The sequence below is a fragment of the Haloarchaeobius ordinarius genome (assembly GCF_051801355.1).
Lineage (GTDB): Archaea > Halobacteriota > Halobacteria > Halobacteriales > Natrialbaceae > Haloarchaeobius.
Map to the genome: position 1 here is coordinate 317,066 of NZ_CP196560.1, position 25,991 is coordinate 343,056.

General features: G+C 67.5%; 26 protein-coding genes. 11 read left to right on the forward strand and 15 right to left on the reverse strand.

The features are described from left to right. Positions 1–2: 2 nt before the first annotated feature. The 5 genes from ACSC1R_RS01695 to ACSC1R_RS01715 are packed head-to-tail and all read right to left on the reverse strand — an operon-like array spanning position 3 to position 5,936. Positions 3–1,076 carry an ABC transporter ATP-binding protein gene (locus ACSC1R_RS01695; RefSeq protein ID WP_439027338.1) on the reverse strand — a complete coding sequence of 358 codons (1,074 nt, stop codon included), beginning with the start codon at positions 1,074–1,076 and terminating at the stop codon, positions 3–5. Continuing rightward, positions 1,069–2,262, reverse strand: a complete 1,194-nt coding sequence (locus ACSC1R_RS01700) for an ABC transporter ATP-binding protein (protein WP_439027339.1) — start codon at positions 2,260–2,262, stop codon at positions 1,069–1,071. Before ACSC1R_RS01700 ends, ACSC1R_RS01695 begins: the two co-directional genes overlap by 8 nt. Next, positions 2,262–3,368 carry an ABC transporter permease gene (locus ACSC1R_RS01705; RefSeq protein ID WP_439027340.1) on the reverse strand — a complete coding sequence of 369 codons (1,107 nt, stop codon included), beginning with the start codon at positions 3,366–3,368 and terminating at the stop codon, positions 2,262–2,264. Before ACSC1R_RS01705 ends, ACSC1R_RS01700 begins: the two co-directional genes overlap by 1 nt. Beyond that, positions 3,368–4,366 (reverse strand): ABC transporter permease, encoded by a 999-nt coding sequence (locus ACSC1R_RS01710; RefSeq protein WP_439027341.1) that lies wholly within the window; start codon positions 4,364–4,366, stop codon positions 3,368–3,370. Before ACSC1R_RS01710 ends, ACSC1R_RS01705 begins: the two co-directional genes overlap by 1 nt. A gap of 7 nt (positions 4,367–4,373) precedes the next feature. After that, positions 4,374–5,936: an ABC transporter substrate-binding protein gene (locus ACSC1R_RS01715; protein ID WP_439027342.1), complete on the reverse strand. Its 1,563-nt coding sequence runs from the start codon at positions 5,934–5,936 to the stop codon at positions 4,374–4,376. A 165-nt stretch (positions 5,937–6,101) separates the two neighbouring features. Here ACSC1R_RS01715 and ACSC1R_RS01720 point away from each other — a divergent pair, with 165 nt between their 5' ends. Together ACSC1R_RS01720 and ACSC1R_RS01725 are read left to right on the forward strand one after the other, a co-directional pair. Continuing rightward, positions 6,102–6,893, forward strand: coding sequence for a succinylglutamate desuccinylase (locus tag ACSC1R_RS01720; RefSeq protein ID WP_439027343.1), 792 nt, complete (start codon positions 6,102–6,104; stop codon positions 6,891–6,893). A gap of 82 nt (positions 6,894–6,975) precedes the next feature. Continuing rightward, entirely contained in the window at positions 6,976–7,764 is a 789-nt protein-coding gene (locus tag ACSC1R_RS01725; protein WP_439027344.1) for a succinylglutamate desuccinylase, read from the forward strand. 51 nt (positions 7,765–7,815) lie between these two features. On the opposite strand, the gene ACSC1R_RS01730 is transcribed toward ACSC1R_RS01725, so the two are convergent. The 3 genes from ACSC1R_RS01730 to ACSC1R_RS01740 form a co-directional block, all read right to left on the reverse strand. Beyond that, positions 7,816–8,097 (reverse strand): hypothetical protein, encoded by a 282-nt coding sequence (locus ACSC1R_RS01730; RefSeq protein WP_439027345.1) that lies wholly within the window; start codon positions 8,095–8,097, stop codon positions 7,816–7,818. Positions 8,098–8,122: 25 nt separating this feature from the next. Then, positions 8,123–9,004 (reverse strand): hypothetical protein, encoded by an 882-nt coding sequence (locus tag ACSC1R_RS01735; protein WP_439027346.1) that lies wholly within the window; start codon positions 9,002–9,004, stop codon positions 8,123–8,125. Positions 9,005–9,072: 68 nt separating this feature from the next. Beyond that, on the reverse strand, positions 9,073–9,672 hold the full coding sequence (locus tag ACSC1R_RS01740) for a dienelactone hydrolase family protein (protein ID WP_439027347.1): 600 nt from the start codon (positions 9,670–9,672) through the stop codon (positions 9,073–9,075). Between the two features lie 54 nt (positions 9,673–9,726). Between ACSC1R_RS01740 and ACSC1R_RS01745 the strand changes: the two genes are divergently transcribed. The 4 genes from ACSC1R_RS01745 to ACSC1R_RS01760 all read left to right on the forward strand — a co-directional run bounded on the left by ACSC1R_RS01745 (position 9,727) and on the right by ACSC1R_RS01760 (position 14,764). Continuing rightward, a complete protein-coding gene (locus ACSC1R_RS01745; RefSeq protein WP_439027348.1) occupies positions 9,727–10,620 on the forward strand; it encodes a PspA/IM30 family protein in 894 nt (297 codons plus the stop codon). A gap of 124 nt (positions 10,621–10,744) precedes the next feature. Continuing rightward, positions 10,745–12,211 carry an ATPase domain-containing protein gene (locus ACSC1R_RS01750; protein WP_439027349.1) on the forward strand — a complete coding sequence of 489 codons (1,467 nt, stop codon included), beginning with the start codon at positions 10,745–10,747 and terminating at the stop codon, positions 12,209–12,211. Continuing rightward, positions 12,211–13,665, forward strand: a complete 1,455-nt coding sequence (locus ACSC1R_RS01755) for a two-component system sensor histidine kinase NtrB (protein ID WP_439027350.1) — start codon at positions 12,211–12,213, stop codon at positions 13,663–13,665. Before ACSC1R_RS01750 ends, ACSC1R_RS01755 begins: the two co-directional genes overlap by 1 nt. A 37-nt stretch (positions 13,666–13,702) precedes the next feature. Continuing rightward, positions 13,703–14,764 carry a hypothetical protein gene (locus ACSC1R_RS01760; RefSeq protein WP_439027351.1) on the forward strand — a complete coding sequence of 354 codons (1,062 nt, stop codon included), beginning with the start codon at positions 13,703–13,705 and terminating at the stop codon, positions 14,762–14,764. Positions 14,765–14,773: 9 nt separating this feature from the next. Here the strand turns inward: ACSC1R_RS01760 and ACSC1R_RS01765 are convergent, their stop codons facing one another. Then, positions 14,774–15,232, reverse strand: coding sequence for a hypothetical protein (locus tag ACSC1R_RS01765; RefSeq protein ID WP_439027352.1), 459 nt, complete (start codon positions 15,230–15,232; stop codon positions 14,774–14,776). A gap of 73 nt (positions 15,233–15,305) precedes the next feature. On the opposite strand from ACSC1R_RS01765, the gene ACSC1R_RS01770 reads away from it, so the two are divergent. Both ACSC1R_RS01770 and ACSC1R_RS01775 read left to right on the forward strand, forming a co-directional pair. Beyond that, positions 15,306–17,042, forward strand: coding sequence for a His/Gly/Thr/Pro-type tRNA ligase C-terminal domain-containing protein (locus ACSC1R_RS01770; protein ID WP_439027353.1), 1,737 nt, complete (start codon positions 15,306–15,308; stop codon positions 17,040–17,042). Between the two features lie 85 nt (positions 17,043–17,127). Next, on the forward strand, positions 17,128–17,853 hold the full coding sequence (locus ACSC1R_RS01775) for a hypothetical protein (protein WP_439027354.1): 726 nt from the start codon (positions 17,128–17,130) through the stop codon (positions 17,851–17,853). 14 nt (positions 17,854–17,867) lie between these two features. Here ACSC1R_RS01775 and ACSC1R_RS01780 read toward each other — a convergent pair whose 3' ends face one another. The 3 genes from ACSC1R_RS01780 to ACSC1R_RS01790 are packed head-to-tail and all read right to left on the reverse strand — an operon-like array spanning position 17,868 to position 20,234. Then, complete coding sequence (locus ACSC1R_RS01780) at positions 17,868–18,893, reverse strand: dipeptide epimerase (protein WP_439027355.1); 1,026 nt, start codon at positions 18,891–18,893, stop codon at positions 17,868–17,870. Continuing rightward, the gene (locus ACSC1R_RS01785; protein WP_439027356.1) at positions 18,890–19,903 is read right to left on the reverse strand and encodes a DUF1611 domain-containing protein; all 1,014 of its coding nucleotides are present in this window, start codon (positions 19,901–19,903) and stop codon (positions 18,890–18,892) included. The genes ACSC1R_RS01780 and ACSC1R_RS01785 overlap by 4 nt, the downstream gene beginning before the upstream one ends. Positions 19,904–19,934: 31 nt before the next feature. Next, positions 19,935–20,234 carry a hypothetical protein gene (locus ACSC1R_RS01790; protein ID WP_439027357.1) on the reverse strand — a complete coding sequence of 100 codons (300 nt, stop codon included), beginning with the start codon at positions 20,232–20,234 and terminating at the stop codon, positions 19,935–19,937. Between the two features lie 117 nt (positions 20,235–20,351). Between ACSC1R_RS01790 and ACSC1R_RS01795 the strand changes: the two genes are divergently transcribed. Beyond that, positions 20,352–22,127 carry a histidine kinase N-terminal 7TM domain-containing protein gene (locus ACSC1R_RS01795; RefSeq protein ID WP_439027358.1) on the forward strand — a complete coding sequence of 592 codons (1,776 nt, stop codon included), beginning with the start codon at positions 20,352–20,354 and terminating at the stop codon, positions 22,125–22,127. A 3-nt stretch (positions 22,128–22,130) separates the two neighbouring features. Here ACSC1R_RS01795 and ACSC1R_RS01800 read toward each other — a convergent pair whose 3' ends face one another. Further along, on the reverse strand, positions 22,131–23,018 hold the full coding sequence (locus ACSC1R_RS01800; protein ID WP_439027359.1) for a Vms1/Ankzf1 family peptidyl-tRNA hydrolase: 888 nt from the start codon (positions 23,016–23,018) through the stop codon (positions 22,131–22,133). Between the two features lie 46 nt (positions 23,019–23,064). Then, positions 23,065–23,478 (reverse strand): DUF5802 family protein, encoded by a 414-nt coding sequence (locus ACSC1R_RS01805; RefSeq protein WP_439027360.1) that lies wholly within the window; start codon positions 23,476–23,478, stop codon positions 23,065–23,067. Positions 23,479–23,667: 189 nt separating this feature from the next. Here ACSC1R_RS01805 and ACSC1R_RS01810 point away from each other — a divergent pair, with 189 nt between their 5' ends. Together ACSC1R_RS01810 and ACSC1R_RS01815 are read left to right on the forward strand one after the other, a co-directional pair. Beyond that, positions 23,668–24,552, forward strand: coding sequence for a hypothetical protein (locus ACSC1R_RS01810; RefSeq protein WP_439027361.1), 885 nt, complete (start codon positions 23,668–23,670; stop codon positions 24,550–24,552). A 43-nt stretch (positions 24,553–24,595) separates the two neighbouring features. Next, positions 24,596–25,252 (forward strand): metalloregulator ArsR/SmtB family transcription factor, encoded by a 657-nt coding sequence (locus tag ACSC1R_RS01815; RefSeq protein ID WP_439027362.1) that lies wholly within the window; start codon positions 24,596–24,598, stop codon positions 25,250–25,252. 33 nt (positions 25,253–25,285) lie between these two features. On the opposite strand, the gene ACSC1R_RS01820 is transcribed toward ACSC1R_RS01815, so the two are convergent. Next, complete coding sequence (locus ACSC1R_RS01820; RefSeq protein ID WP_439027363.1) at positions 25,286–25,924, reverse strand: hypothetical protein; 639 nt, start codon at positions 25,922–25,924, stop codon at positions 25,286–25,288. Between the last annotated feature and the right edge of the window lie 67 nt (positions 25,925–25,991).

A 25,991-nucleotide genomic window follows, 5' to 3' on the forward strand; every position in this document is an offset into this window, starting at 1 on the left:
CGTCAGTCGTCGCCCTGTACCGCCGACTCCTCCGTGACAGAGTCGTCGGCGTGTGACAGCGGGTCGCTGTCCCAGTACTCGTGCCCATCGTCCAGCCGGTAGCACGTCGCCTCGTGCTGGGGCCCGTGTTCGTACGCGGGCGGCGTCTCGGCCCGGCACGCCTCCGTGGCGTACCGACACCGGGTGTGGAACCGACAGCCCGACGGCGGGTTCCGCGGCGAGGGGACGTCGCCCTCCAGCACGTCGCCCCGGCGGCCGTACTCGTCGGTCGAGGGCCGCGGGACGCTCTCGAGCAGCGCCTGCGTGTAGGGGTGCTGTGGGTCCTCGAATATCTCGTCGACCGGGCCGGTCTCGACGATTTCGCCGAGGTACATCACGGCCACGCGGTCGGAGATGTGCCGGACCACGCTCAGGTCGTGGGCGACGAACAGGTAGGTCAGGCCGAACTCCTCTTGCAGGTCGTCGAGCAGGTTGAGCACCTGCGCCTGGACGCTCACGTCCAGCGCCGACACCGGCTCGTCCAGCACGATGAATTCGGGGTCGAGCGCGATGGCGCGGGCGATGCCGATGCGCTGGCGCTGGCCGCCGGAGAACGCGTGCGGGTAGCGGTCCACGTGGTTTGCAGACAGGCCGACACGTTCGAGGAGGTCCGCGGCGCGATGCATACGCTCCTCGCGGTCCGCGAGGCCGTGGATGCGCAGGCTCTCGGTGACGATTTCCCCGATGGTCATCCGCGGGTCGAGACTGGAGAACGGGTCCTGGAAGACGATCTGTGCGTCCCGGCGGAACTGCGTCAGTTCGGCTTTGTCCATCTCGAAGACGTTCTCGCCGTCGAACTCCACGGTGCCGCCGGTGGCCTCGCGGAGCCGAAGGACCGTCTCGCTGGTCGTGGACTTCCCACACCCGGACTCCCCCACGAGCCCGAGGGTCTCGCCCTCGTGGACCGCGAAGGAGACGCCGTCGACCGCTTTGACGCTCTGTGGCTCGTTGCCGAGCAGGCGGTCGACGAAGGTGTCCTGTTCGTAGTAGTACTTCTCCAGGTCGGTCACGCGAAGCAGTGGTTCGGTCTCACTCATCGGAATCACCTCGCTCGAAGTAGTCGTCGGGAAGCGCCTGCGCCGGGTCGTACTCGCCGTCGGCGAGCACGCACCGGGCGACGTGGTCCGGGTCGTCCCCGACCGGTCGGTGTTCGGGATGGGAGAGACACGACTCCATCGCCTTCGGACAGCGGTCGGCGAAGTAACACCGGTCGCCCATCTCGCTGTCGAGCAGGCTCGGGACGTTCCCCTCGATGGGGTCGAGCCGCGGTTCCGGGTCGTCGAGGTCCGGCAGCGAGCCGAGCAGCCCCTGCGTGTAGGGGTGCGTCGGGCTGTCGAAGACGGCCTCCAGCGACCCGCGCTCGACGACCTCACCCGCGTACATGACCGCGACGCGCTCGCACATCCGCGCGACGACGCCGAGGTCGTGCGTGATGAGCACGACGCTCATCCCGCGCTCTTGCTGGATGTCCCGGAGCAGGTCCAGAATCTGCGCCTGGATGGTCACGTCGAGCGCCGTCGTCGGCTCGTCCGCGATGAGCACGTCCGGTTCGCCGGCGAGCGCCTGGGCGATCATCGCCCGCTGGAGCATCCCGCCGGAGAACTCGTGTGGGTGCTGGTCGGCGCGCTCGGCCGCGTCGGGGATGCCGACCTGGTCGAGCAGTTCGACCGCCCGGGCGTGACTCTCCTCGGACGTGTAGTCCCGGTTCGGGACGAGGCTGTCGACGAAGTAGTTCACGAGGCCGTAGCCCTGACTGCGGGTGCGAGTACTCCGCGGATTCGCCGATGCCCGCCGTTGCACCTCGGCCGCCTCGGCGATCTGCTCGCCGACCGTGAGCGACGGGTTGAACGTGCTCATCGGGTCCTGGAAGATGGTGCTGAACGTCGGGCCGCGCAGCGACCGCCGGACGCCGGCCGGGAGCTGTCGGAGGTCGACGAAGTCACCATCGACCGCCCCGGGCGTCGTCCCGCGGAACTCCTCGGCGAGGTCGGCGTCACGGAGCCACACCTGCCCGTCCGTGACGCGACCGGGCGAGTCGACGAGGTCGATGACCGACAGCGCCGTGACGGACTTGCCCGAGCCGGACTCCCCGACGATGCCGACTATCTCGTTCTCGCGCACGTCGAAGGAGACGCGCTCGCAGGCGTTTACCTGCCCGTCCTCCGTGAAAAAGCGGGTCGAGAGGTCCTCGACCCGCAGGAGGTCCTGGTTCGTGTGGCTCATCAGACACCACCCTCCCCCTCGATACCGGGGTCGAGAGCGTCCCTGAGCCAGTCACCGACGAGGTTCAACCCGACGACGGTGACGACGATGGCCAGGCCGGGCATGGCGGCGATCCACCACGCCGTGGTCTGGTACTCACGTCCCAGGGCGATGTCGAAGCCCCAGGAGACGTTCGCGGCCGAGAAGCCGAGGAACGACAGCGCGCTCTCCAGCAGTATGATGGCCGCGACCTGGATGGTCGCCAGCACGAGGATGGGCGTCACCGCGTTCGGCAGGACGTGCCGGAGCAGGATGGTTGCGTCACTCGCGCCCATCGACCGGGCCGCCTTGACGTAGGACTCCTCGCGGAGGCTGAGTGCTTCCCCGCGGGCGACCCGGGCGAACCACACCCAGTTGACGAGTGCGACGACCACGATGACCGTCCCGGGGAGCGCCGTCGTCTCGGGCATCGGCCCTGGGAGGCCGGCGGCGTCACGGAAGATGCCCACGAGGCCCGACTGGACGAACGGGTCCGGGATGGCGAGTTTCGCCTGTCCCCAGACGCCGACCAGCGCGATAGCCAGCACGAGCGAGGGGAACGCCAGCATCACGTCGGCCGCCCGCATCAGCGCGTCGTCGACCGTGCCGCGATAGTAGCCCGCGGTGAGGCCGACCGTGACGCCGATGAGCGTGGCGAGGGTGGTCCCGAGGACGCCGACGAGCAGCGACACCCGTGCCCCGTAGATGAGCCGGGAGAGGATGTCGCGGCCGTTCCCGTCGGTCCCGAGTGGATGCGACCACGAGGCGTTGTTGTAGACGGTCCGCGTCTCGGTGACGATTTCGCCGTCCTCGAAGACGACGCTCCCGTTCTCTTTGACCTGGACCTCCTGGACCGACTTCTCCGAGAAGCCGACAGGCGGCAGTCGCGCCTCGTCCAGGTTCTGGTTGGTCGGCCGGTCGGGCGCGACGAACGGCGCGAACACCGCGACCAGCACGACCAGTACGACGATGGCGATGCCGACCTTCGCGAGGCTGTTCCGGCGCAGTTCCTGTTCGAGGTTCCGGACGGTCCGTGGCGAGAGGGAGAGTCCCCGCACCAGTTTCGACAGTGAATCGAGTGAAGGCATCAGTCGAATCCCACCCGTGGGTTGATGTAGGCGTACAGCGTGTCCACCGCGATGTTCACGACGACGAAGCCGACGGCGATGACGATGAGCGAGCCCTGGACGACCGGCCAGTCACGCGCCCGGATGCTCCCGATGAGCAACTGTCCCAGGCCGGGCCAGTCGAAGACGGACTCGGTGATGACCGCCCCGCCGATGAGCGACCCGAGTTGCAGGCCGACGACGGTGACGATGGGGATGAGCGTGTTCCGCAGGACGTGCCGGTAGCGGACCAGCACCTCCGGAAGTCCTTTCGCCCGCGAGGCGCGGACGTAGGACTTCCCGAGTTCGTCGAGCATCCCGCTTCGCGTGAGCCGCGTGATGAGCGCCGTGAAGTACGTCCCCAGCGTGATGGCGGGGAGCGTGATGTAGCGCAGCCACGTGACGAAGCCGTCGATGGCAGCGGGTATCTGGCCGCTGAACAGGAGGCCGACGACTTCCGGGAAGCCGATGGCCCGCTGGCTCGTCGGGAACAGGTTCAACTGGACGGCCATGACGATGACGAGCATCACGCCGAGCCAGAAGTTCGGCGTGCTGATGCCGCCCAGCGAGAACAGCGTCGCGACGTAGTCCGGCAACTCGTGCCGGCGGGTCGCACTGACGACGCCGAGCGGAATCGCGAGCGCGACCGCCACGAGCGTCGCCGCGATGGCGAGTTCGAGCGTCGCCGGCAGGGTCCGCAACACGCGGTCGGTCACCGCCGTGTTGTTCGTGAGCGACGTGCCGAGGTCGCCGAACGGGATGCCCGCGAGGAACTCGACGTACTGGACGTGTATCGGCTGGTCCAGCCCCAGTTCGCGGATGACCTGCTGGCGGACCTCCGGGTCGACGTCCGGCGGCAACAGGACGTTCGCCGGGTTCCCTGGCGCGATGACCCGCAGGCCGAACACGACCGTCACGACGCCCCAGACGACGAGCAGCCCTTGCAGTATTCGCTTCGTGAGAAAACGGGCGAGGGACATGGTGGTGCTACTCGTCGCTCTTGCTCATCGCGTACGCGTCGATTCGCTCGTCGGAGCGGGGTTCCCACTCGACGCGGTCGTTCACGCCGTAGACGCTGTACTGCCGGTTGAGGAAGATCCACGGGGCCTCGTCGTGGGCGAGTGCGTTCGCCTCCTGCAGCGTCTGGGACCGGGCGTCGCCGGTCTGGTCGGCCGCCTGGGCGAGCAGCGAGTCGAACTCCTCGTTGTTCCAGGTGGTGAGCGCGCCGTCGCTGGCGAGCAGCGCCTGCATGACGAGTGCGCCCTCGAACGTCGCCTCACCCCAGCCGATGAGGTACCACGGCGGCTTGTCCTCGATGTTGCCGGTGAGCAGTTCGTCGACGAGCGACCCGAAGTCGCGCTGTCGAACCGTCGCGGAGACGTTCGGCAGTTCGTCGATGTAGCCCGCGACAGCCTGGGCGATTTCGAGGTCTTTCAGGTACCGACCCGAGGGCGTGTGGAGTTCGATCTCTGCACCTGCGTGCCCGCTCTGTTCGATGAGCGCCTCGGCCTCGTCCGGGTCGTACGGGTACGGGTCCACGTCCGGGTTGTGCCCGACGAAGTTCTCCAGGGTCGGCTGGCCCGTCGGGGCACCGAACCCACCGAGGATGTTCGAGACGATGCTCTCTAGGTCGATGGCGTAGTTCAGCGCCTGGCGGAACTCCTTCGAGGAGAACGGTTCCACGTCGTAGCGTAGCGCGTTGTAGATGATGCGCGTACTCGGCGAGGCCGCGATGCTCGTGTTCTCGTTGTTGTTCACGCGGTTGACCTCCTGGGGCGGGACGTTGACGACGATGTCCGTCTCACCCTGCAGGAGCTGGTTGACGCGGGTGCTGGACTCGCTCGCCGCCTTGAACGTCAGCTGCGAGACCTCCGCCGGGTCGTTCCAGTACTCCTCGTTGCGGACGAGGACGACCTCCTGGTCCTCGGTGTAGGTGTCGAGTTTGAACGGGCCGGTGCCGTTCATGTCCTGGGCGATCTCCTGTTTCGAGCGCTCCTCTATCCAGGACTGCTGGACGATGTCGCAGTAGGTCGCGAACTCGGAGAAGACGATGGGATTGACGCCGTCCGTATTGACGGTTATCATCCCGTCGCCGGCCTGTGCGCCGGTGACGCCCGCCAGCTGGTCGCTCTGCGGGCTGGCGAAGCCGACGTCCTCCTTGACGATGCGGTTGATACTGTAGGCGGCGTCTTCGGCGGTGAAGTCGTCGCCGTTGTGGAAGGTCACGTCCGACCGGAGTTCGAACTCGACGGCGGGTTCGCCGTCGACGCGGGAGTAGCCGGTCGCGAGTCCTTCGACCATCTTCCCGCTGGCGTCGCGGGTGAGCAGGCCCTCGTACACGTGGAGCATCACCACGTCGGTCGGGGTCTCACGGTGGTCGTGCGGGTCGAGGCCGGAGGGCATGTTCCCCTGGGTTACGGTCACCTCGAAGTCCTCGAGCGAGTCGCCACCCCCCGTAAGACTGCCGATACAGCCCGCGGTCGAGGCCGCCACGGCGGCGGCACCGGCGTACTTCAGGAATCCACGTCGGTCAGTGGTGTGTCGTGACATAGGACGCAGGTTCCGCACAGGGGGTAATAAAACCCCCTACCCGCGTCCACGAATCACACTGATAGACTCCGAAAAATAAAGTTATCAGCCTCTACTCGCAGGATTCTCTATAGCAGACGGACGCAAACAACACGATATAAGTCGGATGAGTCCAAGCCTGCGGCCATGCGCGTCATCTCACTCGGGGAGGGTGACCCGGCGGTCGCGGTCGTCGTCTGCGTCCACGGGGACGAACGCTGCGGACTGGACGCCCTCGACCGGTTTCTGGCGAACGACCCGACCGTCGACCGGCCGGTGAAGTTCGTCGTGGCGAACGAGGAGGCGGTCGCGGCGGGTCGTCGGTACATCGACGAAGACCTCAACCGGGCGTTCCCGGGCGCCCCCGACGCGGACACCCACGAGGGGCGACTCGCTGCCGACCTCCTCGACGAACTCGCCGGACTGCGCGTCCTCGACCTGCACTCGACGCGCTCGACGGCCGAACCCTTCGCACTCTACCAGCGGACCACCCCCGAGACGTTCCACGTGCTGGAGCGGGCCGGCGTCGACCGGGCCGTCGACATCAGTTACGTCCCGGGCGGACTGGTGGGGTATCTCGATGGGGTCGCCGTCGAGTGCGGTCTCAAGGGGAGCGCCGCCGCCGTCGACGCCGCCGAACGCATCATCCGCGGATTCCTGGCGGGGAACGGCGTCATCGACGCTCCGGTCACACTGCGCGACCCGACGGTGTTCTCGGTCACCGAGCGCGTCGAGGGGGCGGGCTACGAGTTCCTCGGGCAGAACTTCGTACAGGTGGCCGCGGGGGAACCGTTCGCCCGCCGGGGCGACGAGGAACGCAGCGCGCCCGAGCCGTTCTACCCCGTCCTCATGTCGACCGACGGCTACGACGACATCGTCGGCTTCGGTGCACAGCGGCTCGGCCGTCTCTCCGAACTCGACCCGGCCACCGGTCGGTGAACCGACAGACGACGCGGGGTGTGAGGCGACCAGACGGGGCGAATCGCATCGTTTTTGCACACAGACCGGTTGTCTCCGTGTGATGTTGGTCGAACAGCTGGGCGAGGGCGAGCCCGAGCTCGCCGTCGTCGCGGGTATCCACGGCGACGAGCCCTGTGGTGTGCGAGCCGTCGAGCGACTCGTCGACGAGCAGCCGTCGGTCCGTCGCCCCGTCAAACTCGTCGTGGCGAACGAGGAGGCGCTGGCGCAGGGCGTCCGCTACCTCGAAACAGACATGAACCGGACCTTCCCGGGCGACCCGGACGCCGACACCCACGAAGGGCGACTCGCCGCGGCCGTCCAGGCCGAGGTCGACGACTGTCTCGCCTTCTCCATCCACTCAACCCGCTCACACGCCGAGCCCTTCGCCGTCTACGACGAGATGACCCAGTACGTCACGGAGGTCATCCCGCGGCTCCCGGTCGCGGCGGTGGTCGAGACCGGCGATTCGGTCGATGGACGGCTCACCACCTCGGTCGACGTCATCGAGGTCGAGGCGGGCCTGCAGGGGACCGAGGCGGCCGCGGAGAACGCGGACCGGCTGACCCGGGCGTTCCTCACGGCGACCGGCGCACTCCCCGGCGACGCACCCGCGAAGCCGATTCCGCACTTCCGGCTCCGCGAACGCATCCCGAAGGTGCCCGCCGACCGCTACGAGGTGTTCGTCGAGAACTTCCAGCGGGTCGACCCCGGCACGACGTTCGCGGCCGCCGACGGCGACGAACAGGTCGCCGACTCAGAGTTCTACCCCGTGCTCCTCTCGACCGACGGCTACGAGGACGTGTTCGGGTACTCCGCGACGCGGCTCGGCGACCTCACCGCGGACGCCTGAGCCCCGGGAGATGCGCCTTCGAAACCGCCAGATTCGAAGCTGGTTCTACGGCTAGCGACGCGCGACCCGACGACCGACCAGCGCGAGCAAGAGGCCGACGGCTGCCAGCCCGAGACCGAGTGCCAGGAGCCGGCCGTCAGCCGTCCACGGGTGTGACCCACACTGGACGAGGACCACCTCGACACCCGCGACGCTGAACTCGGGGACCCACGTGCTGGTCTCGAAGTTCCGACAGTCGACGCCCGCCGAGAAGAGCGCCCAGAACAGGACGACGACGCCCACCATCCACGCGGATGCACCGAGTTCCGGAACCGCCCGACGGAGCAGATTCATACGAGCCGGTTCGCCCGGGTGCCAGTTAGCCGTTCCCCTCGTTCCCGCCTCCGGCCGGTGCCAGCGCCCGTGCGGACGCGGCGTCGGTCGCGTTCCCGGCGTCGCGGAGTGCGGTCGCCACCCAGTCGGGGCGCTCGACCACGGTGCTTCCCACCGCACCCACGGACCAGACCTGCTCGCGAAGGTACCGCTCGTCCTCCCGGACGAACGGGTACCGGAAGGTCAGCTGTGCGACCGCGCCGCTGTTGACGACGTTCGCGGAGAGCCGGTACAGCTCGTCGTCGGCGAACCCGCTGATGTCTCCCGGCGCGACGGTCGCGTCGACCTGGTAGTAGGTATCGCCGTTCCAGTACCGGGCTGTGACGTTCTTCACCGTCGCTCGTTCGAACAACACCCGGACGCGCTCGGCGCCGGTCGAATCGGTCGGGACGCGGTGCGCTCCCGTCAGGACCTCGTACTCGACGCCTCCCGCTCGCTCGAGACGGACCACCGTCACGGACCCGTTCGTCCAGGCCGAGTAGTTCGTCGACCGGAGACCGAACACGCCAGCGTCTGCGCCGGTGGACCGGAGTGTGTACACGACCTGTCCGTCTTCGCCGACGCTGGTCACCCCGACCGTTCGGGCGCGAACCGAGCCGTTCTCGTACCGGACCGTATGCTCCTGGCGGAGGAGACGCGAGTTCCCCGCGACGACCGACCGGTGGCTCTCGGCGAGCGCCTCGGCGTCGGTCACGGCGCGCCAGCCCAGGCCGGGGACGACCTCGGGCCCTGACCGCAGTTCCCCCCGCGTCGTCTCTTCGACCTCGAACGGCTCGCGCGTGGTCGCGTCCGGCGCACCGACGAGCGACCCGCACCCGGCGGTGGTGACGACGAGCACGACCGCGAGGACGCCGACTACCCGGGACATACGAATCGTGTGGAAGGCCACGGTGAAAGGGTTTGGTCCGTGGTGGCACACGCCACCGGGGCGGTCGCCTACAGCCGCCCGACGAAGAACGAGCCGACGGTCTTCGCGACCTTCTCGTGCTGGCCGACGAAGTGGTGGTCCGCGCCGTAGGCGACGGTTTCGTGGCCGAGTTCCTCGGCGCGGTCGACGACCTGCTTCCAGTCCACGAGGTCGTCGCGCTCGCCGTAGCACACCTGCACGGGACAGTCGATGTCGTCGAGGGCGGCGACCGCGTCGAGGTCGGCTGCGAGTCGCGGGGCGGGTGCGAGCACCGAGACGGCGGCGACGGGCACGTCGACGGTCGCGGCCGCGAGCAACGCCTGACAGCCGCCGAAACTGTAGCCGAACAGCCCGACTGTCTCGTACCGGTCGGCGGCCCACCGGAGCGCGTTCCGCACGTCCTCGCGCTCGCCGTAGCCCTCGTCCCACTCGCCGTAGTCGATTCGCAGACAGTCGATGCCGTGGTCTGTCAGGACCTCGCCAACCGCGTTCAATCGGCGGTCGCTCCGGTTCCCGCCGTGCTGTGGGTGGGGTGGACAGGCGACCACGCAGGCGGTCGCGTCCTCGCCGGCCGAATCGAGTGTCGCCCGGACGTCACGTGCGCCGGGTACCAGCAGTTCGTCGGACATGTAGATACATTCGCACAGTGACGTTTTTAAGTTCGTGGGATGAAATAAACGGGTATGGGAATACTCTCGCGCGCCTCGTACGTCATCAAGTCCAAGATCAACTCGATATTGAACCGGGCAGAGGACCCGACGGAGACGCTGGACTACTCCTACGAGCAGATGCGAGACCAGCTCCAGCAGGTCAAACGCGGCATCGCGGACCTCACGACCCAGAAGAAGCGCCTGGAGATGCAAAAGCGACGCCTCGAAGAGGACGTCGAGAAGCACAACCGGCAGGCGCGTGAGGCCGTCCGGCAGGACCGCGAAGACCTCGCTCGTCGCGCGCTCGAGAAGAAGAAGACGAAGATGACACAGATGGAGCAACTCGAAGGCCAGATCGAACAGCTCCAGAACACGCAGGACCAGCTGCTCGAGAAGAAAGAGACCCTCCAGAACCGCATCGAGGAGTTCCGCACGAAGAAGGAGACCATGAAGGCCCGCTACGAGGCGGCCGAGGCCAGCAACCGCGTCTCCGAGGCGATGACCGGCGTCGGCGACGAGATGGAGGACGTCGGCCTCGCAATCGAACGCGCCGAAGAGCGGACCGAGGACATGGAGGCCCGCGCGGCCGCCATGGACGAGCTGTACGACGCGGGCGCGTTCGACGACGCCCTCTCGGACAAGGACTCCATCGACCGCGAACTCGAGTCGCTGGGCTCGTCCAGCGAGGTCGACGCCGAACTCGACACGCTCAAAGCAGAGATGGGCAAAGGCGGCTCCGGCGGTGGCGGCGAGGCCGAAGCCGACGTGAGCGACGAAGACGTCACGGCCGACCTCGAAGAACTCGAACAGGAGATGGAGGCCGCCGAGGCGGCAAAGGCCGGCGGCGACGGCACCGGCGGCTCCGACAGTGGGTCCGACGTCGAGGCGGAACTGGAAGACGTCGAAGAGGAGAAATCAGAGAACTGAGCCGACCGCGTTCTGCCGAAGACTGAACCGTTTCGCGTTTCTCCGTGCTCGGGGTTTCCTCAATCTCATCTGTCTTTATGGTGCTAGAAACAATCATCTCCTCTCCCCGCGTACTAACGATATCATGTCAGAGAGGGTTTCTACGGGGATTCAGGGCCTGGACGAAGTCCTGCATGGAGGGTATATACGGGACAGGAGCTATCTCATCCGGGGGGAACCCGGCGTCGGAAAGACGCTCCTCGGGTTGCACTTTCTGGTCGACGGGGTCGACAAAGGAGAGAACGCGCTGTTCATCAACCTCGGCGCACCCGAATCCGACATCCGCGAGGACGCACAGGGGCTGGGACTGGACCTCGACGGCGTCGACATCCTCGACCTGAGTCCCGCCTCTGATTTCTTCGTCGAGAACAAGATGTACGATATCTTCACCTCGCCCGAGGTCGAACGCGGCGAGTTCACTGCCGTCATCTCGGATGCGGTCGAACAGTACGAGCCGAGTCGTGTGTTCGTCGACCCCCTGACCCAGTTCCGCTACCTCTCACCCGACGAGTTCCAGTTCCGCGAGGAGGTGCTCTCGTTCCTGCAGTACCTCAAAGAGAAGGGCTGTACGACCCTGTTCACCTCTCAGTCGACGCATCACTTCCCGGACGACGACCTCCAGTTCATCAGCGACGGGAACGTCCTCCTGTACTACGGGGAGGTGTTGCACCACATCGAGGTGACGAAGATGCGCGGGAGCGAGTTCGAGAAGGGCCCACAGACCGTCGAAATCCGGCAGGGCGGGATGTACGTCTATCCACTACTCAGGCCGGGACGGTTCAAACTCGACTACGAACCCGTCCCCATCTCGTCCGGTTGCGAACCGCTCGACGACCTCCTCAACGGCGGGGTCGAACGCGGGACGACGACCCTCATCAGCGGCCCGACCGGCGTCGGCAAGACGACCGTCGCCATGCAGTTCCTGCTGTCGGCGGCCGAGCGCGGTGAGCGCGGCATCATCTACCTCTTCGAGGAGTCGGAGAACACGTTCGTCGTGCGCGCCGAAGCCCTCGGGATGTCCATCAAGCAACTCGCCGAGGACGACATGATTTCCGTGATGCAGGTCGAAGCGTACGAACACTCTGCAGAGCAGTTCTCGCGGCAGGTCCGTCGCGAGGTGGAAGAGAACGACACCCGACACGTCCTCATCGACGGGATAGACGGCTACGTCGCCTCCATCAACGGCGAAGAGCGCGACCTCATCTCTCGCCTGCACGCAGTCGTCGCCTACCTGCGCAACGTCGGTGTGACGACGTTCCTGACCAGCGAGATGGAGACCATCACCGGCCAGTTCCGTCCCACCTCGCGGCGGGCGAGCTACCTCGCCGACAACATCATCTTCCTCGGCTATTTCGAGCTGGGCTCGCGCCTGCATCGGTCCATCGGCGTGTTGAAAAAGCGCGCGAGTGACTTCGATAAGGCCATCCACTCGTTCAGCATCGATTCCGACGGAATCCACGTCGGCGACGAACTCGACAACCTCCACGGTATCCTCAGCGGGACCCCGATGTGGTACGACGAAGCCATCCCGGACCTGGAGGACCTGAACTGATGAGCCAGTTGGCTCCGAGCGAGGACCAGTCACAGGACACCATCGTCCTGTTGCTCGTCCACCGTCGCAATCGTGAACTCCTCACCGAGTGGCTCTCGAAGCACTTCCACGTCGAACTCCCCGACGACGGGAGACTCCCCGACTCGTTCGACCTCTGCCTGTTCGACCTCGCGACCCTGCGACACCACCACGACGAACTCGAACAGTACAAGAAACAGGCGTCTCCGGTCTTCCTGCCGTACCTGATGGTGATGCGAGAGCGCGAGCGGTCCCAGCTCACCGACGACATCTGGGACCTCATCGACGACCGGGTCGTCATCCCCACGAGCCAGGCAGAACTCGGGGCACGCGTGAGTACGCTGCTGACCGCCCGGTGGCAGTCGCTCGAACTCCAGGAGCTCCGAGAGCACGAGGTCAGCAAGGAGCAAGCGTTCACCGAGAGCGCACTGCGTGCACTGCCGGACATCTTCTACGTCTTCGACACCGACTTGCACCTGGTCCGCTGGAACGACCGGCTGGCCGCGGTGACCGGCCACCGCAAGGAATCGCTCGAGACGATGGGGCTGGCCGACCTGGTCGTCGAGGAGGACCGGGAGACGCTGACGAACGCGTTCCAGACGGTTCTCGTGGGTGGCGGGACGGCCCGGGTCGAATCGACGCTCATCACCGGTGACGGAACCGAGGTCCCCTACGAGTTCACCGCAGCGCGTCTCACCGACCCCGACGGCGAGTGCCTCGGCATCGTCGGGGTCGGCCGCGACGTGACCGACCGGGCTGTCCGTCGCGAACTGGCACGCCAGAACAAGCGTCTCGAACGGTTCGCGAGCATCGTCAGTCACGACCTGCGCAACCCGCTGACTGTCGCGAACCTCAACCTCGACCTGGGCCGCGAGACCGGCGACGACGAGTACTTCGAGAAGGTCGAACGGGCGCTCGGGCGGATGAACAGCCTCATCGAGGACGTGCTCGCACTCGCCCGGAAGGGGCAGGTCGTCGGCGAGAAAGAGCCGGTGTCGCTGCGGACCGCGGCGGAGACGGCCTGGTCGAACGTCGGGGCTGGTGAGGCGACGCTCGAGGTGGCCGAGGAGAAGATGGTCATCATGGCGGACGACTCACGGCTGCACGACATGCTGATGAACCTGTTCCGCAATTCGGTCGAACACGGCGGCTCGGACGTGTCGGTCTCGGTCGGCCCGCTCGACCGGTTCGGCTTCTACGTCGAAGACGACGGGCAGGGCATCCCCGAGAAGGAGAAAGAGAAGGTGTTCGAGTACGGGTACAGCACCTCAGACGACGGCACCGGGTTCGGGCTCGCAATCGTTCGCTCCATCGCCGAAGCACACGGCTGGGAGCTCTCCCTCGTCGACCGGCCGGACGGCGGGGCTCGCTTCGAGGTTACCGGGGTCGAGTTCGCCAGCGCCACGGTCGTCGACAGTCCAGAAGACGCGGAATAGGCGGCCGATTTTTCCCGCCGCGCCGAGACGTTCTACCGTGTCCCAGACCGCAGAGAGCGACGGGGACGGCGACCAGCCGAGCGACAAGCTCCGTCGTCGGGCCGACGAGAGCAGCCTGAAACTGTGGCTCCTCATGGACGCCAACCGGCTCGTCGTCGCGGGAGGCATCGTCGCCTTCGTCTTCGTCGCGATACTGGTGGTCGGCATCGCCCATCCGACGGACGCCGGGACCCTGCTCGCCGACGGTGACCCGGTCGAGACGCTGTTCCAGGCGTTCGTCACCGCCATCATCACCGGTGTCACGCTCGTGTTGACCCTCAATCAACTGGTGCTGTCCCAGGAGTTGGGCGCGGTCGGCGACCAGCGCGACCGGATGCAGGGGGCGATGTCGTTCCGGGAGGACGTTCGCGAGGTCGTGGAGTCGGACGTCACCCCGGCCGAACCGTCTGCACTCTTGCGGACGCTGGTCCTGACCTCGCGGGACCACGCCGAGGCGCTCCGCGAGGCGACCGCCGACAGCGACGACGAGACGCTCCGGGAGCGGGTCGACGACCTCACGGACAGCCTGATCGAGAACGCCGAATCGGTCGCGTCGGACCTCGACGGGGCGACCTTCGGCGAGTTCGACGTGGTGTTCGCGGCCCTCGATTACAACTACTCCTGGAAGATACACGCCGTCCGTCGGCTCCGGGCCGAACACGCCGACAGTCTGTCCGAGGCGGCCGAGCAGGCGCTCGCCGACCTCGAAGACGTGCTGTCGCTGTACGGCCCCGCCCGAGAGCACGTAAAGACCCTGTACTTCCAGTGGGAACTCGTCGACCTCTCGCGGGCTATCGCCTACGCCGCGGTGCCCGCGCTGGTCTGTACCACCACGATGCTCGTGTTCTTCGACGCGGACGCCCCGCTGCTCGCCGGCCAGACGCTGGGGGTGAGTCACGCGCTCGTCACCCTGGGCGTGACGGTCGCCATCGCCGTTGTCCCGTTCGCGTTGTTGCTCTCGTACGTCGCCCGTATCGCCACCGTGACGAAGCGGACGCTCTCTATCGGCCCGTTCATCCTGCGCGAGACCGACCGGGCGACCGACGAGAGCGAGTCGTGAGCGTGGTCCTCAGGCGGTCGCTCGCCGCACCGCCCGACGCAATTCGCTGGCACGCCCGGGTGTGCAGGGACCCCGCGAACGCCAGCGGACGGCCCCGTCCGGGGCGAGCAACAGGGCGTGGACCGTGTCGACGGTCGGAATGTCGAGCGCCCGGCGAAACTTCGCGACGTCGACGTAGAGCGTGATGGTCCGAGCGCGTTGCGTGGCGTCCGGGACGCCCTCGTACATCCCACCCTGGATGAACGGTTCCAGCAGCCGGTGTCCACGCGAGAGGGTCGGGAGTTCGTAGTACTCGAACTCGGGGTAGCGGGCCGCGAGCGGTGCCGCCGCCGTCAGCCACGACTCGACAGCGGGCTGTTGCCACCGCTGGAACGCGACGACGGCCAGTGTCGGGTCGCCCGCGAAGTCCGCGGGGAGGTCGAAACGGACACCCTCAAGGTTCTCGCCCGAGACCGACGGAAAGCGCATGGGTCCGGTAGGGGCCCGAGCCTCCAAAACCCGTCGTCGGCACCCTTTTCTCTCGTCCCGGCGAGGTGTCGGCATGCGCCTGCTGTGTATCCACTCGGACCGGTTCGCGTTCGAGGCGGCCACCGCGGCCACTGACGCCGCGGCGGCCCGTGGGCCCCCGACGCCACGCGAACTCTCTGACTGCCTCACCGTCGCCGTCACCGTCGAAACCGGTGACCTCGCGGACGGCCTGACCGAGGAAGCGGCCGCCGAGGTCCGGGCGGCCGCCGACCAGTTGAACACACCGGACGTCGCTCTCGTCGCCACCGACCACCTGAGCGACGCAGCCGCCGATTCGGACACGACCGCCCGGGCCCTGGACGCCCTCGGAGCCGCCCTCGAAGCCGATTACAGCGTTCTCCGGGCTCCTGCCGACTGGTTCCTGGCTGTCGACCTGCAGACGAAGGGACACCCGCACGCGGTCCGGTCTCGACACGTCACGGCCGCAGACGTCTCCGGGGAACCCGACCGCGGTGCGAGCGACTGGCGCATCCTGACGCCCGACGGCGGGTGCCACAACCCGGGGGCTGTGCCAGCCTCGCTAGCCGACGCGATGGCACGATTCGTGGAGCGAGCGGTGGCGGCCGACCCGATTCCGGGAGACGCCGACCAGACAGCCCGGACCGTCGCCACCCGTCTGCGCGAGGGTGGGTTCGCCAGCGTCGACTCGGACCACGGTTCGGTCCGGTACACCCCGCGGGGCAGTCTGGTCCGGCAGTCGATTCGAGCAGTTGTGGCCGACCTGGCTGCCGAAGACGGCGCGATGGCAGTCGAGTCAGTCCCCGGCGTGGGGGTGCCGACGGGCACCGACGACGGCACGACCCGGGCCCTCCTGCAGGAGTGGGACGCACCCGATTCGGCGCTCCCCGTGACGCTGTTCGAGACGCGGACCGCACCGGCACGCGGCGGTACGCCTCCGCTCCCCGACCACGACCGGGGAGCCGCGACGGTGCCGACGCTGACGACCGTGTGCCGAGACGAGAGCGAGGCCAGAACCGAGTTCCGGGCACTGGCACGGCTCACCGCCCGGGCACACGAGACGCTCGACCTCGAACCCCTCCTCGTGCTCCGTACCACCCGGGCGTTCCACGACGCGGCCGAGGCGTGGGGAAGCGACCTCGCTTCGACGCTCGACCGGCCGGTCCTGCTGGAACTGCGCCCCGGGTCGGCGGACTGGGCGGCGCGACTCGACGTCGTCGCCGAGGGTCGAACGCCGGTCCAGACGGGGACGGTTCGGCTCGAACCGGGCAGGGGCAGCGACGGGGATTCCGACGATGCCGACGATGCCGCCGAACACGACGGTCGGCCAGTCGTCCACTGCGAACCGGTCGGGAGCGTCGAACAGGCGATGGCGGCACTGCTCGCGCGGGCCGCCGCCACGGACCGTCCACGGCTCCCGACGTGGCTCAGCCCGACACAGGTCCGGTTCGTCCCGGTCGAGGACGACCACCTCGAACGCTGTGACGAACTGGCCGAGACGGCCGAGACGGCCGGACTCCGCGCCGACGTGGACGACCGGACCGACGAGACCGTCGGGGCACGGCTGGCGGATGCGACCGCCGACTGGGTGCCGTACGTCGCAGTCGTCGGGGACCGCGAAGCGGACGGGAACCCGCTGAAAGTCCAGCAGCGAGAAACCGGTACAGAAGCGTCCCTGTCCATCGACGAACTCGTCGACCGGGTGCTCGCCGAGACGGACGGGACACCCCGGCGACGGTGGACCCTCCCGAAGCGGGTCAGCCGTCACCCGCGGTTCGACGGGCGGGCGTGAGTCCCGGCCGGTTCGGCCAGAACCGTTATACGTCGGCTCGAAAACGGCCGAAAGGTCAATTATCTATCCCGACGCTCGACGCACAATGGCAGCGAGCGCGTTCACCGTCGGACTCTGTTCCTTGCTGGCCGTGGGGCTGTGGGGTCTCGGCCGAACCCGGGCCGACGCGACCGCCCCCTACGACCGGTTGTTCGCCGAGGTCCGGTTCCCAACACAGAGTGACGGGTTGACCGACCTTGACGACGAGGTCGCGGCGAGCCTCGCCATCGCGTGGCTCGAACTGACCGTCCTCGTGCTGGCCGGCCTCTTCGTCTTCGTCGTGGCCGCCGAGTCGTCGGTCCCGGTCGCGCTCCGCGCCCTGTTCGTCGCCACGTTCGTCGTCGGCGCGTGGCTCCTCGGCCACGCACTCTACGTCAGGCTCGGCCTCCCCGTCGAGGGGCGGCTGGGGGAGACCGACGGCCACGGGGACCGGACGCTACAGCGGGCGCTCGCCGAGATGGTCGGGTCGGAGACCGCGGCCGACTTCGCGACCATCGACGGTGCACTGGACACCGCCAGAGGGAGCGACGACAGGGTAGACACCCTGACCGTCGGGTTGCTCGCCGCGGCCTACAACGAGGCAGACCCGGCGGCCGTCCGTCGATGGGCCGCCTCGACGGGTGTCGCCAGCCCAGCGACGGTCGCGGCGCGCCACGACGAACTGGCGAGTGCGGGACTCCTGCGAGAAGAATCACTCCAGTTGCGGGCCAGCAGGCTGGCGACGCGGGGACCGACCCACGTCGCCGCGATGGCCTCGTCGCTGCTCTCTTGACGCGCTCGCTCGAGCTACCGAAGCCCGATACCGGGCGTGTCGTCCAGGTCGATAGCTCCCCCGGCGCGGACCGGCCCGTCGTAGGGGTCCGCGTCGTCCGCCAACAGGAGCGACCCGTCTAAATCGACGTAGTCACACAGGGGCGCGAGCTGTCCGCCCGCGGAGATGGCGGCGTCGGACTCTATCATACAGCCGAGCATGACCTCGAGGCCGTGGGCTCTCGCGGTGTGAATCATCCGTCGCGCCTCGACCAGCCCGCCGCACTTCATCAGCTTGAGCACGACCACGTCGGCACGGTCCGCGACCCGCGGCACGTCGGCGAGTTCGACGCACGATTCGTCGACCGCGATGGGTAGCGGGGCGTGCTCGTACACGTATCGAAGTCCCTTCGGGTCCGTCGCAGGGACCGGCTGTTCGACGAACTCGACGTCGTAGTCGGCGAGCCACGCCGCGTTCTCGACGGCCTCCTTCGGCGTCCACGCCTCGTTCGCGTCGACCCGGATAGTCGCCCCGGGGGCGGCGTCGGCGACCGCCGCGATTCGCGCCCGGTCGTCGTCGGTCCCGACTTTCACCTTCAGGATGCCGTAGCCGGCGTCGGCCGCCCGGGCCGCCTTCTCGCCCATCGTCTCTGGGTCGGCGATGCCGACCGTGTAGGACGTCTCTGGCGCGGCGTCGGGGTCGAGCCCCCAGTACCGCCACAGCGGGAGGTCGACCGTCTTGCCGACGAGGTCGTAGAGCGCGATCGAGACCGCACTCCGGGCCGCCGGGTTGCCGCGAATGGACTCCCGGAGGTCGCGCTCGATGGCGTCGACGCGGAACGGGTCGTCGATGGCTTCGAGTCGGGGGCGCAGGCCGTCGAGGACGGCCTCGACGGTGTCTGCAGTTTCGCCGTAGTGACTGGATGGGGCCGCCGCGCCGATACCCTCGTGCTCGCCGTCAGAAAGCGTGACGACGACGTTCTCGGCCACGTCCTGCGAGCCCCGCGAGATGGTGAACGTCTCGGCGAGTTCGAGTGAGACGCGCTCTACGTCGACGTTCATAGAATCGCCTCCAGCAGGTCGTCCGGCTCGAACCGGACCAGGTCGACCGCCGGGGCGTCCAGTGCCACAGCGAACTCGTCGACCGCCTCCCGTGCCGCCTCGTCGGACTCGACGTTCGACGTGTTGAGCGCCCCACCGACTACCTCGGCCTCGTGGACCGGCGCGGCGAGTGACTCGTACAGGTCGACGTAGGTCTCCACGTCCTGCAGCGGGTAGTCCTCGTAGCCGTGGACCACCTCGCGGCCGGCCTGGTGACAGAGGACGAGCGCGTCAGGCTGTGCACCGTGGAGGATGCCGCAGGTGACGGCGGAGTACGCCGGGTGCGTGATTGCGCCCTGGCCCTCGACGAACAGGTAGTCGTGGTCGTCGCCCTTCTCCAGTATCATCTCCTCGACCGCGCCGGCAGTGAAGTCGCTCACGACGCGGTCGATGGGGTTGCCCCACCCCTCTATCATGATACCGGTCTGGCCGGTCGGAATCACGGCCGCGTCGTGACCGGCCTCGCGGGCCGCCTCGCACAGCTCCATCGTCGCGGTCATCTTCCCGACCGAGCAGTCCGAGCCGACGGTGAGGACGACCTCGGCGTCGACCTCCCCGGCAACGCCCTGGGCGACGGTCAGGTCGGGGTCGGGCTTGCGGACGTCCCAGATGTCACAGTCGTGCTCGGCCGCCAGGGCGGCGAACTCCTCGTCCTCTTCGAGGAAGTAGTGCAGTCCCGAGATGACGTCACAGCCGCGTTCGAGTGCGGTCCGTACGTCGTCGCGCCACGACTCGTCGAAGCCGCCGCCGATGGGGGCGATACCGACGACGAGCGCGTCGCAGTCGGGCGCGTCGGCCATGGACGAGACGATGGGAGCGTCCTGTACGTCACCGACGAAGTCGGCGACACGCGACCCGGCCTCGTCGCGGTCGAGGACGGCGACGACCTCGTCGTCCGAGTAACGTAACAGCCCAAGTGCGGTCTTCGCACGGTCCGGGAACTTCTCGTGGGCGAGGATGGCGATTCGCATATCCGCCCGTTTCAGGTGGGGCGAAAAAAGACTACCTCCTCCGGGCGTTCTCGTAGCTGGTCCGGAGGTACGGTTCGACGACGCCGAGGTCGGCCACCGAGACGACCGCCCACGCCGCCACGCTCAACCCGTCGGTGACGAACGGCTCCACCGGGACGAGCGAAGCGAGCGCCTCGCGCTCGGACGTCGTGAGTTTCGTGAGTGCGAGCCGGTCGTCGTCGACCACGGCGAACAGTCGGCCGTCGACGGTGAACGACGGGAGCCCGAACATCGGCTGACAGTCGACACTCGCCCACGCCCCGACGACCTGTTCGACGTCCTGCACGCTCATCCGTTCCCCCCGGTACTACTGGCTCCCATACTGCTGCTAGGTGTCGATTCCTCTTGTCTGTTTCAGAGGATACGACCGGCCGAAAGAAATTAAACAGGTTGGGTGGCAGATACTGACATGCTTCCGAGTGTCGTCCTCACTGCACCAGTGGCGGTGCTCGGTGGGTGTTCGGTGGTCATGGTTGCACTCAGCGTCCTCGCGTTTCGACGCCAGAGAGCCCCTGGGACGGCAGCATTCGGGGTGATGGCGCTCGGCATCGCGTTCTACACCGCGACCTACGCGGTCGCGCTCTCGACGCCGATCGGGTCACCACCCGCTCGACTGTTCTGGGAGCGGGTGATGTGGTTCGGCATCGCCGTCATCCCCATCGGCTGGTTCGTCTTCGCGGTCGAGTACACCGGACACGAGGGGTGGCTCGACAGGCGGGTCCTCGGGGCGGTCTGTATCGTCCCGGTCGTCGGCCTCGCACTCCTCTGGGTCGAACCGATTCCGCACCTCTGGCGCGGGTACGACCTCTACAGTCGACGCGGCCTCACACTCATCGACCAGCAGTACACGCCGCTGTTCTGGACGATGTACATCTACGAACTGCTTCTCATGGCTGCCGGGACGGTGCTGCTGTTGCGCCACGGCGTGGTCGCGGATGGGGTGTATCGCAGCCAGACCGCCGCGTTCGTCGTCGGTGCTAGCGTCCCGGCCGTCGCCAACGTCGTCTCGATATTCGGCTACGCTCCGTACCCTGGCCTCGACATGACGCCGTACGCCTTCGCGCTCACCGGCCTGGCGTTCGGCGTCGCCATCCTCCAGGAAGAAGGGTTCGACTGGGCCCCGGCATCACGCCACCTCGGGCAGCAGGCGATGGTCCAGCACATGACGGAGGCGGTCGTACTCCTCGACCACGACGACCGGGTCGTCGACGCGAACCCGGCCGCCGCCGAGGCGCTGTTCGAGGACGGAGAGACCGCGACAGGTGTCCCGGTGAACGAAGTCCTGCCCGCCGTCGCCGCCCGCACCGACGGCGGAGCCACACAGCGTCAGGCGGTCGTCGACGACAGGGTGTACGAGGTCAGCAGTTCGCCGGTCACGGACCACCGCGACAGGGAACTCGGCCACGTCCTCGTGCTCACCGACGTGACGGAACGACACCGCCGCGACAAACGACTGTCAGTCCTCAACCGGGTCCTCCGCCACAACGTCCGGAACGACGTGACCATCGTCGCCGGCTACGCACAGCTGCTCGAGGAGCGAGCCGAAGACGACGAACTCGCCTCGACTGCCGCCGACATCCGCGACGTGACCACCGACATCGTGACCATCTCGAAGCGTGCCCGCGAGCTTCAGCTCGTCCTCGACTCTGACAACGAGACGACTGGCGACCTCGCGGGACGGGTGACGGCACTCGTCTCGGCCGTCAGGTCCGAATACCCGGCGGTGACCGTCGAGTCCGACGTTCCCGCTCGTGCGATGGTCCCCGCCCCCGACGTCTGTGAGACGGTCGTCCAGAACCTGCTCGTCAACGCGGCTGCACACAACACGGGGGCCGAACAGCTCGTCAGTGTGACGTTCGAGTGCGAGGACGACACCGTCCGGGTCGTCGTCGCCGACGACGGTCCAGGTATCCCGAGTTCGGAGCGGGCACCGCTCTCGAACGAGGCGGAGACACCACTGGACCACGGGAGTGGTCTCGGGCTCTGGGTGGTCAACTGGGGCGTCCACGCGGTCGGTGGCGGCGTCACGTTCGACACCGGCGACGACGGGACGGTCGTCACCGTCACCCTGCCGCGCGTGCAGGTCGCCGCGGACGACGACGACACAGAGGACCGCGTCCAGTCGTCACGACCGGCCGATTCTGAACCACGGCGCGACTCGCCAGCGTCACCGGACCGTTCCTGACGGTCAGAGACGGTGGAGCCGGACCGAGAAGAACTCGTAGAACGCGTCCGAGAGTGCCGCCGCCGGGTCGCCGGTGGCGTCGACGGCTGCGGTCGCGACCGCCTCGTCGGCGAACTCCCGGACGAGGCGGCGGTCGCCCACGACGACGAGTCGGTCGGCCTCACGGTCGGCGATGGCGGCCCGGCAGTCGTCGAGGTGCGAGTCGATCTGTTCGTCGCGGATGCGCTCGAAGCGAGCCTGTGAGAAGCCGCCCTTCGAGTGCTTGCCCTTCACGTCGCTCTCGAACCCGGAGACGGCGACCCGCTCGCGGCCCTCGTAGGTGCCGAGTGCGAACAGGTCGGCACGGACGAGCGCCAGCGAGAACCGCCCGGTCGGCTCGAACCAGGACCGGTCGAGCCGGAACCCGTCACCCCACTCGCAGAACGCCTCGGGGGCGATGGATGGGTCGAGTGCGACCTGGACCAACCCCGCGTCGTCGGCGAAGAAGAGGCAGGGTGCGGCCCGGTCGAGCAACGCGGCCCGGTCACCGAGCGCGTCGGCCGCCTCGTCCGGGACCTCGTCGGTCACCATCGCGGAGAGCGCGCCTTCCGGCCCGGTCTCGACGCTCTCCAGCCGGGAGAGCACCTCCGACAACCGGTCGCCACGGAGGTCTTCTTCACCCCGGAACGCGAGGTCGGCCTCGTCGCTGCCGACGCGCTCCAGTTCGCCTTCGAGCTGGGCGATTCGGTCTTCGAGTCGGTTCACGCGTTCCTCCGCTGCCTGTCTCGCGGTCGCGGCGTCCGCACGCCGTTCCTGTTCGGCCTCGAGCTGGTTCCGGAGGCGTTCTTTCTCGTCTGCCAGCTCCTCGATGCGCGTCTTCAGCTCCGCGCGGCCGAGCAACTCGTCGAGCATCGAATAGAACCGTGCGAGCCGGACACTTCTACGTTCCGGCGTCCGGTCAGGCCCCGAAGGTCCAGTCGTCGCCCCACGAGTCTGCACTCTCCGGGGTCTCGTCGTCCGACAGGAGGCCCTCACTGTACCTCGTGAACTGGAGCAACTGGCTCGCCCGGTCGGCTTTCGCCAGGAACACCTCGGTGAGTGCGGGCGGGTTCGAGAGGTCGAGTCGGTCGAACAGTCGGGACGGAATCGCGAGTGTGTCCGCGGGGATGGCCCCGTCGCCGTGGACGGCGAGGTGGGCCGTGTCGAGTTTCACGACGAGTGGGCTGTCGAGTCGCGTGATGCCGGAGCCATCGTGGTAGAGCTGTTCTGTCACTCGTTCGTGCTGGTCGCGGGCCATGACGGCGCCGTCCCCGTCGGACGGCGTGACGTACAGTCGACCGAGGTAGTAACTGCGAGAGAATTCCTCGAACATCGCTATGCAGATGTGTGTGAGGCATTGACACCCAAAAGGGTTGTGGCGAGTACTTATATCGACCTGCAATTCGACCGTGAAACGCGCCGAAAAACGGTTCTGAACGGACCGAAAGGCACCGTTGAACACCCAGTGAACGGTCCGAACAGTGTCCCGACTTTTTAGTGGTGGGAAGGGTAGGAGTAGGTGATGCGGAGTATACTCGCCGTGGTGCTCAGTCTCTCGCTCGTCACAGGGGCGGTCACCGTCGCAGCGACGGGGCCCCAGCCGGGAGTCTCCCTGCCGACAGGTGACGCGCACGGAGACGTTCAGGTACCCGAGAACGAGACGACGGACGCGAACGCGTCCATGGGGTCACAGATTTCGACGTTCATGCAGTCGAGTGCGACCGACGCCAACGCGTCGGTCGACTCCGGTATGTGGAGTGCAGCCTGGAACGATTCGACGACGAACGACTCGAAGCGGGCGCTGGTCGACGGACGCGTGAACTCGCTCGACGCGCGGCTGACGGCACTCGAGAAGAAGAAACAGCGGTTGCAAGAGCGCAAAGACGAGATGAACCCGGTCGCCTACCGGGCACAGCTCGCGTCCATCACGAGCCAGCTGGCCGCCCTCTCCGACGCGATCGACCAGACGGAGACCCGGGCGAAGACGGTCGGCGTGAACACGACGCGGCTCGACGAACTCCGGACGAACGCGAGTAACCTGACCGGCCCGGAGGTGGCCGCGATGGCCCGCGAACTCGCCGGTGGCGGCCCGCCCGATGACATCCCCGGCCTGGGCCCGGACAGGGGCACCGACAACGAGTCGAACGGCAACGGCAATGGCAACGGTGGCCCGCCCGAGGAGACCCCGGGAAACGGGAACGGGAACGCGACGGGGAACGAGACCGGTGGACAGGGCCGGCCGACCGACCCGGGAAACGGTGGCGGTAACGGTGGCAGCAACGGCGGCGGTAATGGCGGCGGCAACGGCGGTGGCGGCAATGGCGGCGGCAACGGCGGTGGCGGCAACGGCGGCGGCAACGGAAACGGCCCCAGCCTCGTCGCAGACCGTATCGCGGCACGGCGCTGAGCACAGACATTCTTTTACGCGCCCCTCGCCAACGTTGGCATAGATGGATTCAGCGGCCTTGCTCGACCTGCTCGGGAACGAGAATCGCAGGCGGATACTTCGTCTGCTGGCACGCAAGCCCTGCTACGTGACCGAGATAAGCGAGTACCTCGGTGTCAGCCCGAAGGCCGTCATCGAACACCTCCGCAAGCTGGAGGACGCCGGCCTCATCGAGAGCCACACCGACGACCAACGCCGCAAGTACTTCCACATCGCGCGTAACCTCCGACTGGAGGTGAACGTCTCCCCCTACGGCTTCGCCACCAAGAGCGCCTATCCGGCCTCGAAGAGCCTCGACATGACGGCGTGTCGCCACCTCAAGCTCGACGTGCAGTACTCCGAAGACGAACACGAACCGCGGGACCTCATCGCTGACCTCTCCCGGCTCGAAGAGTTAGAGAACGAACTCTCGATGGCACAGCGGTGGGTGCAGGGTCGCATGACGGACGTGCTCGACAAGATTACCGAGACGGTCGGTGCAGGCTCCGATTCCCGGCTCTACGCGGATACCTTGCTCGCGGTCCGGTCAGAGCCGAAGTCGGTCATCGAGATCGCCAACTCGGTCGACGCCCCGCCAGCGATGGTCGAGGAGGTACTCGCCGACTTGCAGGAGAACGGACTGGTGAGATACACGGGCGAGGGCTGGGCGCTGGCGGACTGATTCTACAGACGAACGCGAACACGACGAAACCGCTCACCAGGAGAGGTCGTCTTCGAAGTCGTCCGGGTCCGAGGTGAGGCCGTTTCGCAAGTCGCTCCCGAAGTAGTAGCCGACGAGCGCACCGACCAGGCCCAGGCCCGCACCGAAGACGAGGAGCCACTCCCCGCCGGGGATGAACGCGAACCGGAAGTTGTTGAGCAGGGCGGTGCCGAGACCGACTCCGAGACCGGCGAGCCCCGTCTCCACGTAGCGTTTTCGGGACGTTGCGAGACCGTAGACGAATGCGGCCCCGACCATCCCGACGAAGCTCGCGATGCCGCCGAGGAGCGGGGTGAACCCGGCGGCGACGAAGCCGACGGTCAGCAGGACGCTCGCGAGCAGGAACGACCTGGGGTTGAAGTACCTGGTCAGCCCTTCGTCGCTCTTCGAGCCGGACGACGGCTGTTTCCTCGCGGGTTCGTCGTCGAGTCCCAGGTCGAGGTCCGCGTTCGCCTCCTCCGAACTGGCGCGGCGGTCGCGTTTCCGGCGCTTCTGGCCCGTCTGGTCGCTGCCTGACCCACCGTCGTCATTGCCCTCCAGACCGGCGAGGAGGTCCTCGGTCTCCGCGAGGAGGTCCTCCGTGGACTTCTCCGGGGGTTTCTCGACCGTCTTCTCGTCGCCGCGGTCGGACATACGCGAGAGTAGTGCAGGAACTGACAAGAGCCTTTTCGTGGTCCGATGACGGCTTCGCCGGGGTGTC

Excerpts from the sequence above, each read along its gene's own strand:
- ACSC1R_RS01770 (WP_439027353.1), top strand. The coding sequence starts at position 15,306 with ATGCGCCTGCTGTGTATCCACTCGGACCGGTTCGCGTTCGAGGCGGCC.
- ACSC1R_RS01755 (WP_439027350.1), top strand. The coding sequence starts at position 12,211 with ATGAGCCAGTTGGCTCCGAGCGAGGACCAGTCACAGGACACCATCGTC.
- ACSC1R_RS01765 (WP_439027352.1), bottom strand. The coding sequence starts at position 15,232 with ATGCGCTTTCCGTCGGTCTCGGGCGAGAACCTTGAGGGTGTCCGTTTC.
- ACSC1R_RS01810 (WP_439027361.1), top strand. The coding sequence starts at position 23,668 with ATGCGGAGTATACTCGCCGTGGTGCTCAGTCTCTCGCTCGTCACAGGG.
- ACSC1R_RS01820 (WP_439027363.1), bottom strand. The coding sequence starts at position 25,924 with ATGTCCGACCGCGGCGACGAGAAGACGGTCGAGAAACCCCCGGAGAAG.
- ACSC1R_RS01795 (WP_439027358.1), top strand. The coding sequence starts at position 20,352 with ATGCTTCCGAGTGTCGTCCTCACTGCACCAGTGGCGGTGCTCGGTGGG.
- ACSC1R_RS01750 (WP_439027349.1), top strand. The coding sequence starts at position 10,745 with ATGTCAGAGAGGGTTTCTACGGGGATTCAGGGCCTGGACGAAGTCCTG.
- ACSC1R_RS01805 (WP_439027360.1), bottom strand. The coding sequence starts at position 23,478 with ATGTTCGAGGAATTCTCTCGCAGTTACTACCTCGGTCGACTGTACGTC.
- ACSC1R_RS01815 (WP_439027362.1), top strand. The coding sequence starts at position 24,596 with ATGGATTCAGCGGCCTTGCTCGACCTGCTCGGGAACGAGAATCGCAGG.
- ACSC1R_RS01735 (WP_439027346.1), bottom strand. The coding sequence starts at position 9,004 with ATGTCCCGGGTAGTCGGCGTCCTCGCGGTCGTGCTCGTCGTCACCACC.
- ACSC1R_RS01705 (WP_439027340.1), bottom strand. The coding sequence starts at position 3,368 with ATGCCTTCACTCGATTCACTGTCGAAACTGGTGCGGGGACTCTCCCTC.
- ACSC1R_RS01780 (WP_439027355.1), bottom strand. The coding sequence starts at position 18,893 with ATGAACGTCGACGTAGAGCGCGTCTCACTCGAACTCGCCGAGACGTTC.
- ACSC1R_RS01700 (WP_439027339.1), bottom strand. The coding sequence starts at position 2,262 with ATGAGCCACACGAACCAGGACCTCCTGCGGGTCGAGGACCTCTCGACC.
- ACSC1R_RS01800 (WP_439027359.1), bottom strand. The coding sequence starts at position 23,018 with ATGCTCGACGAGTTGCTCGGCCGCGCGGAGCTGAAGACGCGCATCGAG.
- ACSC1R_RS01710 (WP_439027341.1), bottom strand. The coding sequence starts at position 4,366 with ATGTCCCTCGCCCGTTTTCTCACGAAGCGAATACTGCAAGGGCTGCTC.
- ACSC1R_RS01725 (WP_439027344.1), top strand. The coding sequence starts at position 6,976 with ATGTTGGTCGAACAGCTGGGCGAGGGCGAGCCCGAGCTCGCCGTCGTC.
- ACSC1R_RS01785 (WP_439027356.1), bottom strand. The coding sequence starts at position 19,903 with ATGCGAATCGCCATCCTCGCCCACGAGAAGTTCCCGGACCGTGCGAAG.
- ACSC1R_RS01740 (WP_439027347.1), bottom strand. The coding sequence starts at position 9,672 with ATGTCCGACGAACTGCTGGTACCCGGCGCACGTGACGTCCGGGCGACA.
- ACSC1R_RS01790 (WP_439027357.1), bottom strand. The coding sequence starts at position 20,234 with ATGAGCGTGCAGGACGTCGAACAGGTCGTCGGGGCGTGGGCGAGTGTC.
- ACSC1R_RS01745 (WP_439027348.1), top strand. The coding sequence starts at position 9,727 with ATGGGAATACTCTCGCGCGCCTCGTACGTCATCAAGTCCAAGATCAAC.
- ACSC1R_RS01695 (WP_439027338.1), bottom strand. The coding sequence starts at position 1,076 with ATGAGTGAGACCGAACCACTGCTTCGCGTGACCGACCTGGAGAAGTAC.
- ACSC1R_RS01715 (WP_439027342.1), bottom strand. The coding sequence starts at position 5,936 with ATGTCACGACACACCACTGACCGACGTGGATTCCTGAAGTACGCCGGT.
- ACSC1R_RS01775 (WP_439027354.1), top strand. The coding sequence starts at position 17,128 with ATGGCAGCGAGCGCGTTCACCGTCGGACTCTGTTCCTTGCTGGCCGTG.
- ACSC1R_RS01720 (WP_439027343.1), top strand. The coding sequence starts at position 6,102 with ATGCGCGTCATCTCACTCGGGGAGGGTGACCCGGCGGTCGCGGTCGTC.
- ACSC1R_RS01730 (WP_439027345.1), bottom strand. The coding sequence starts at position 8,097 with ATGAATCTGCTCCGTCGGGCGGTTCCGGAACTCGGTGCATCCGCGTGG.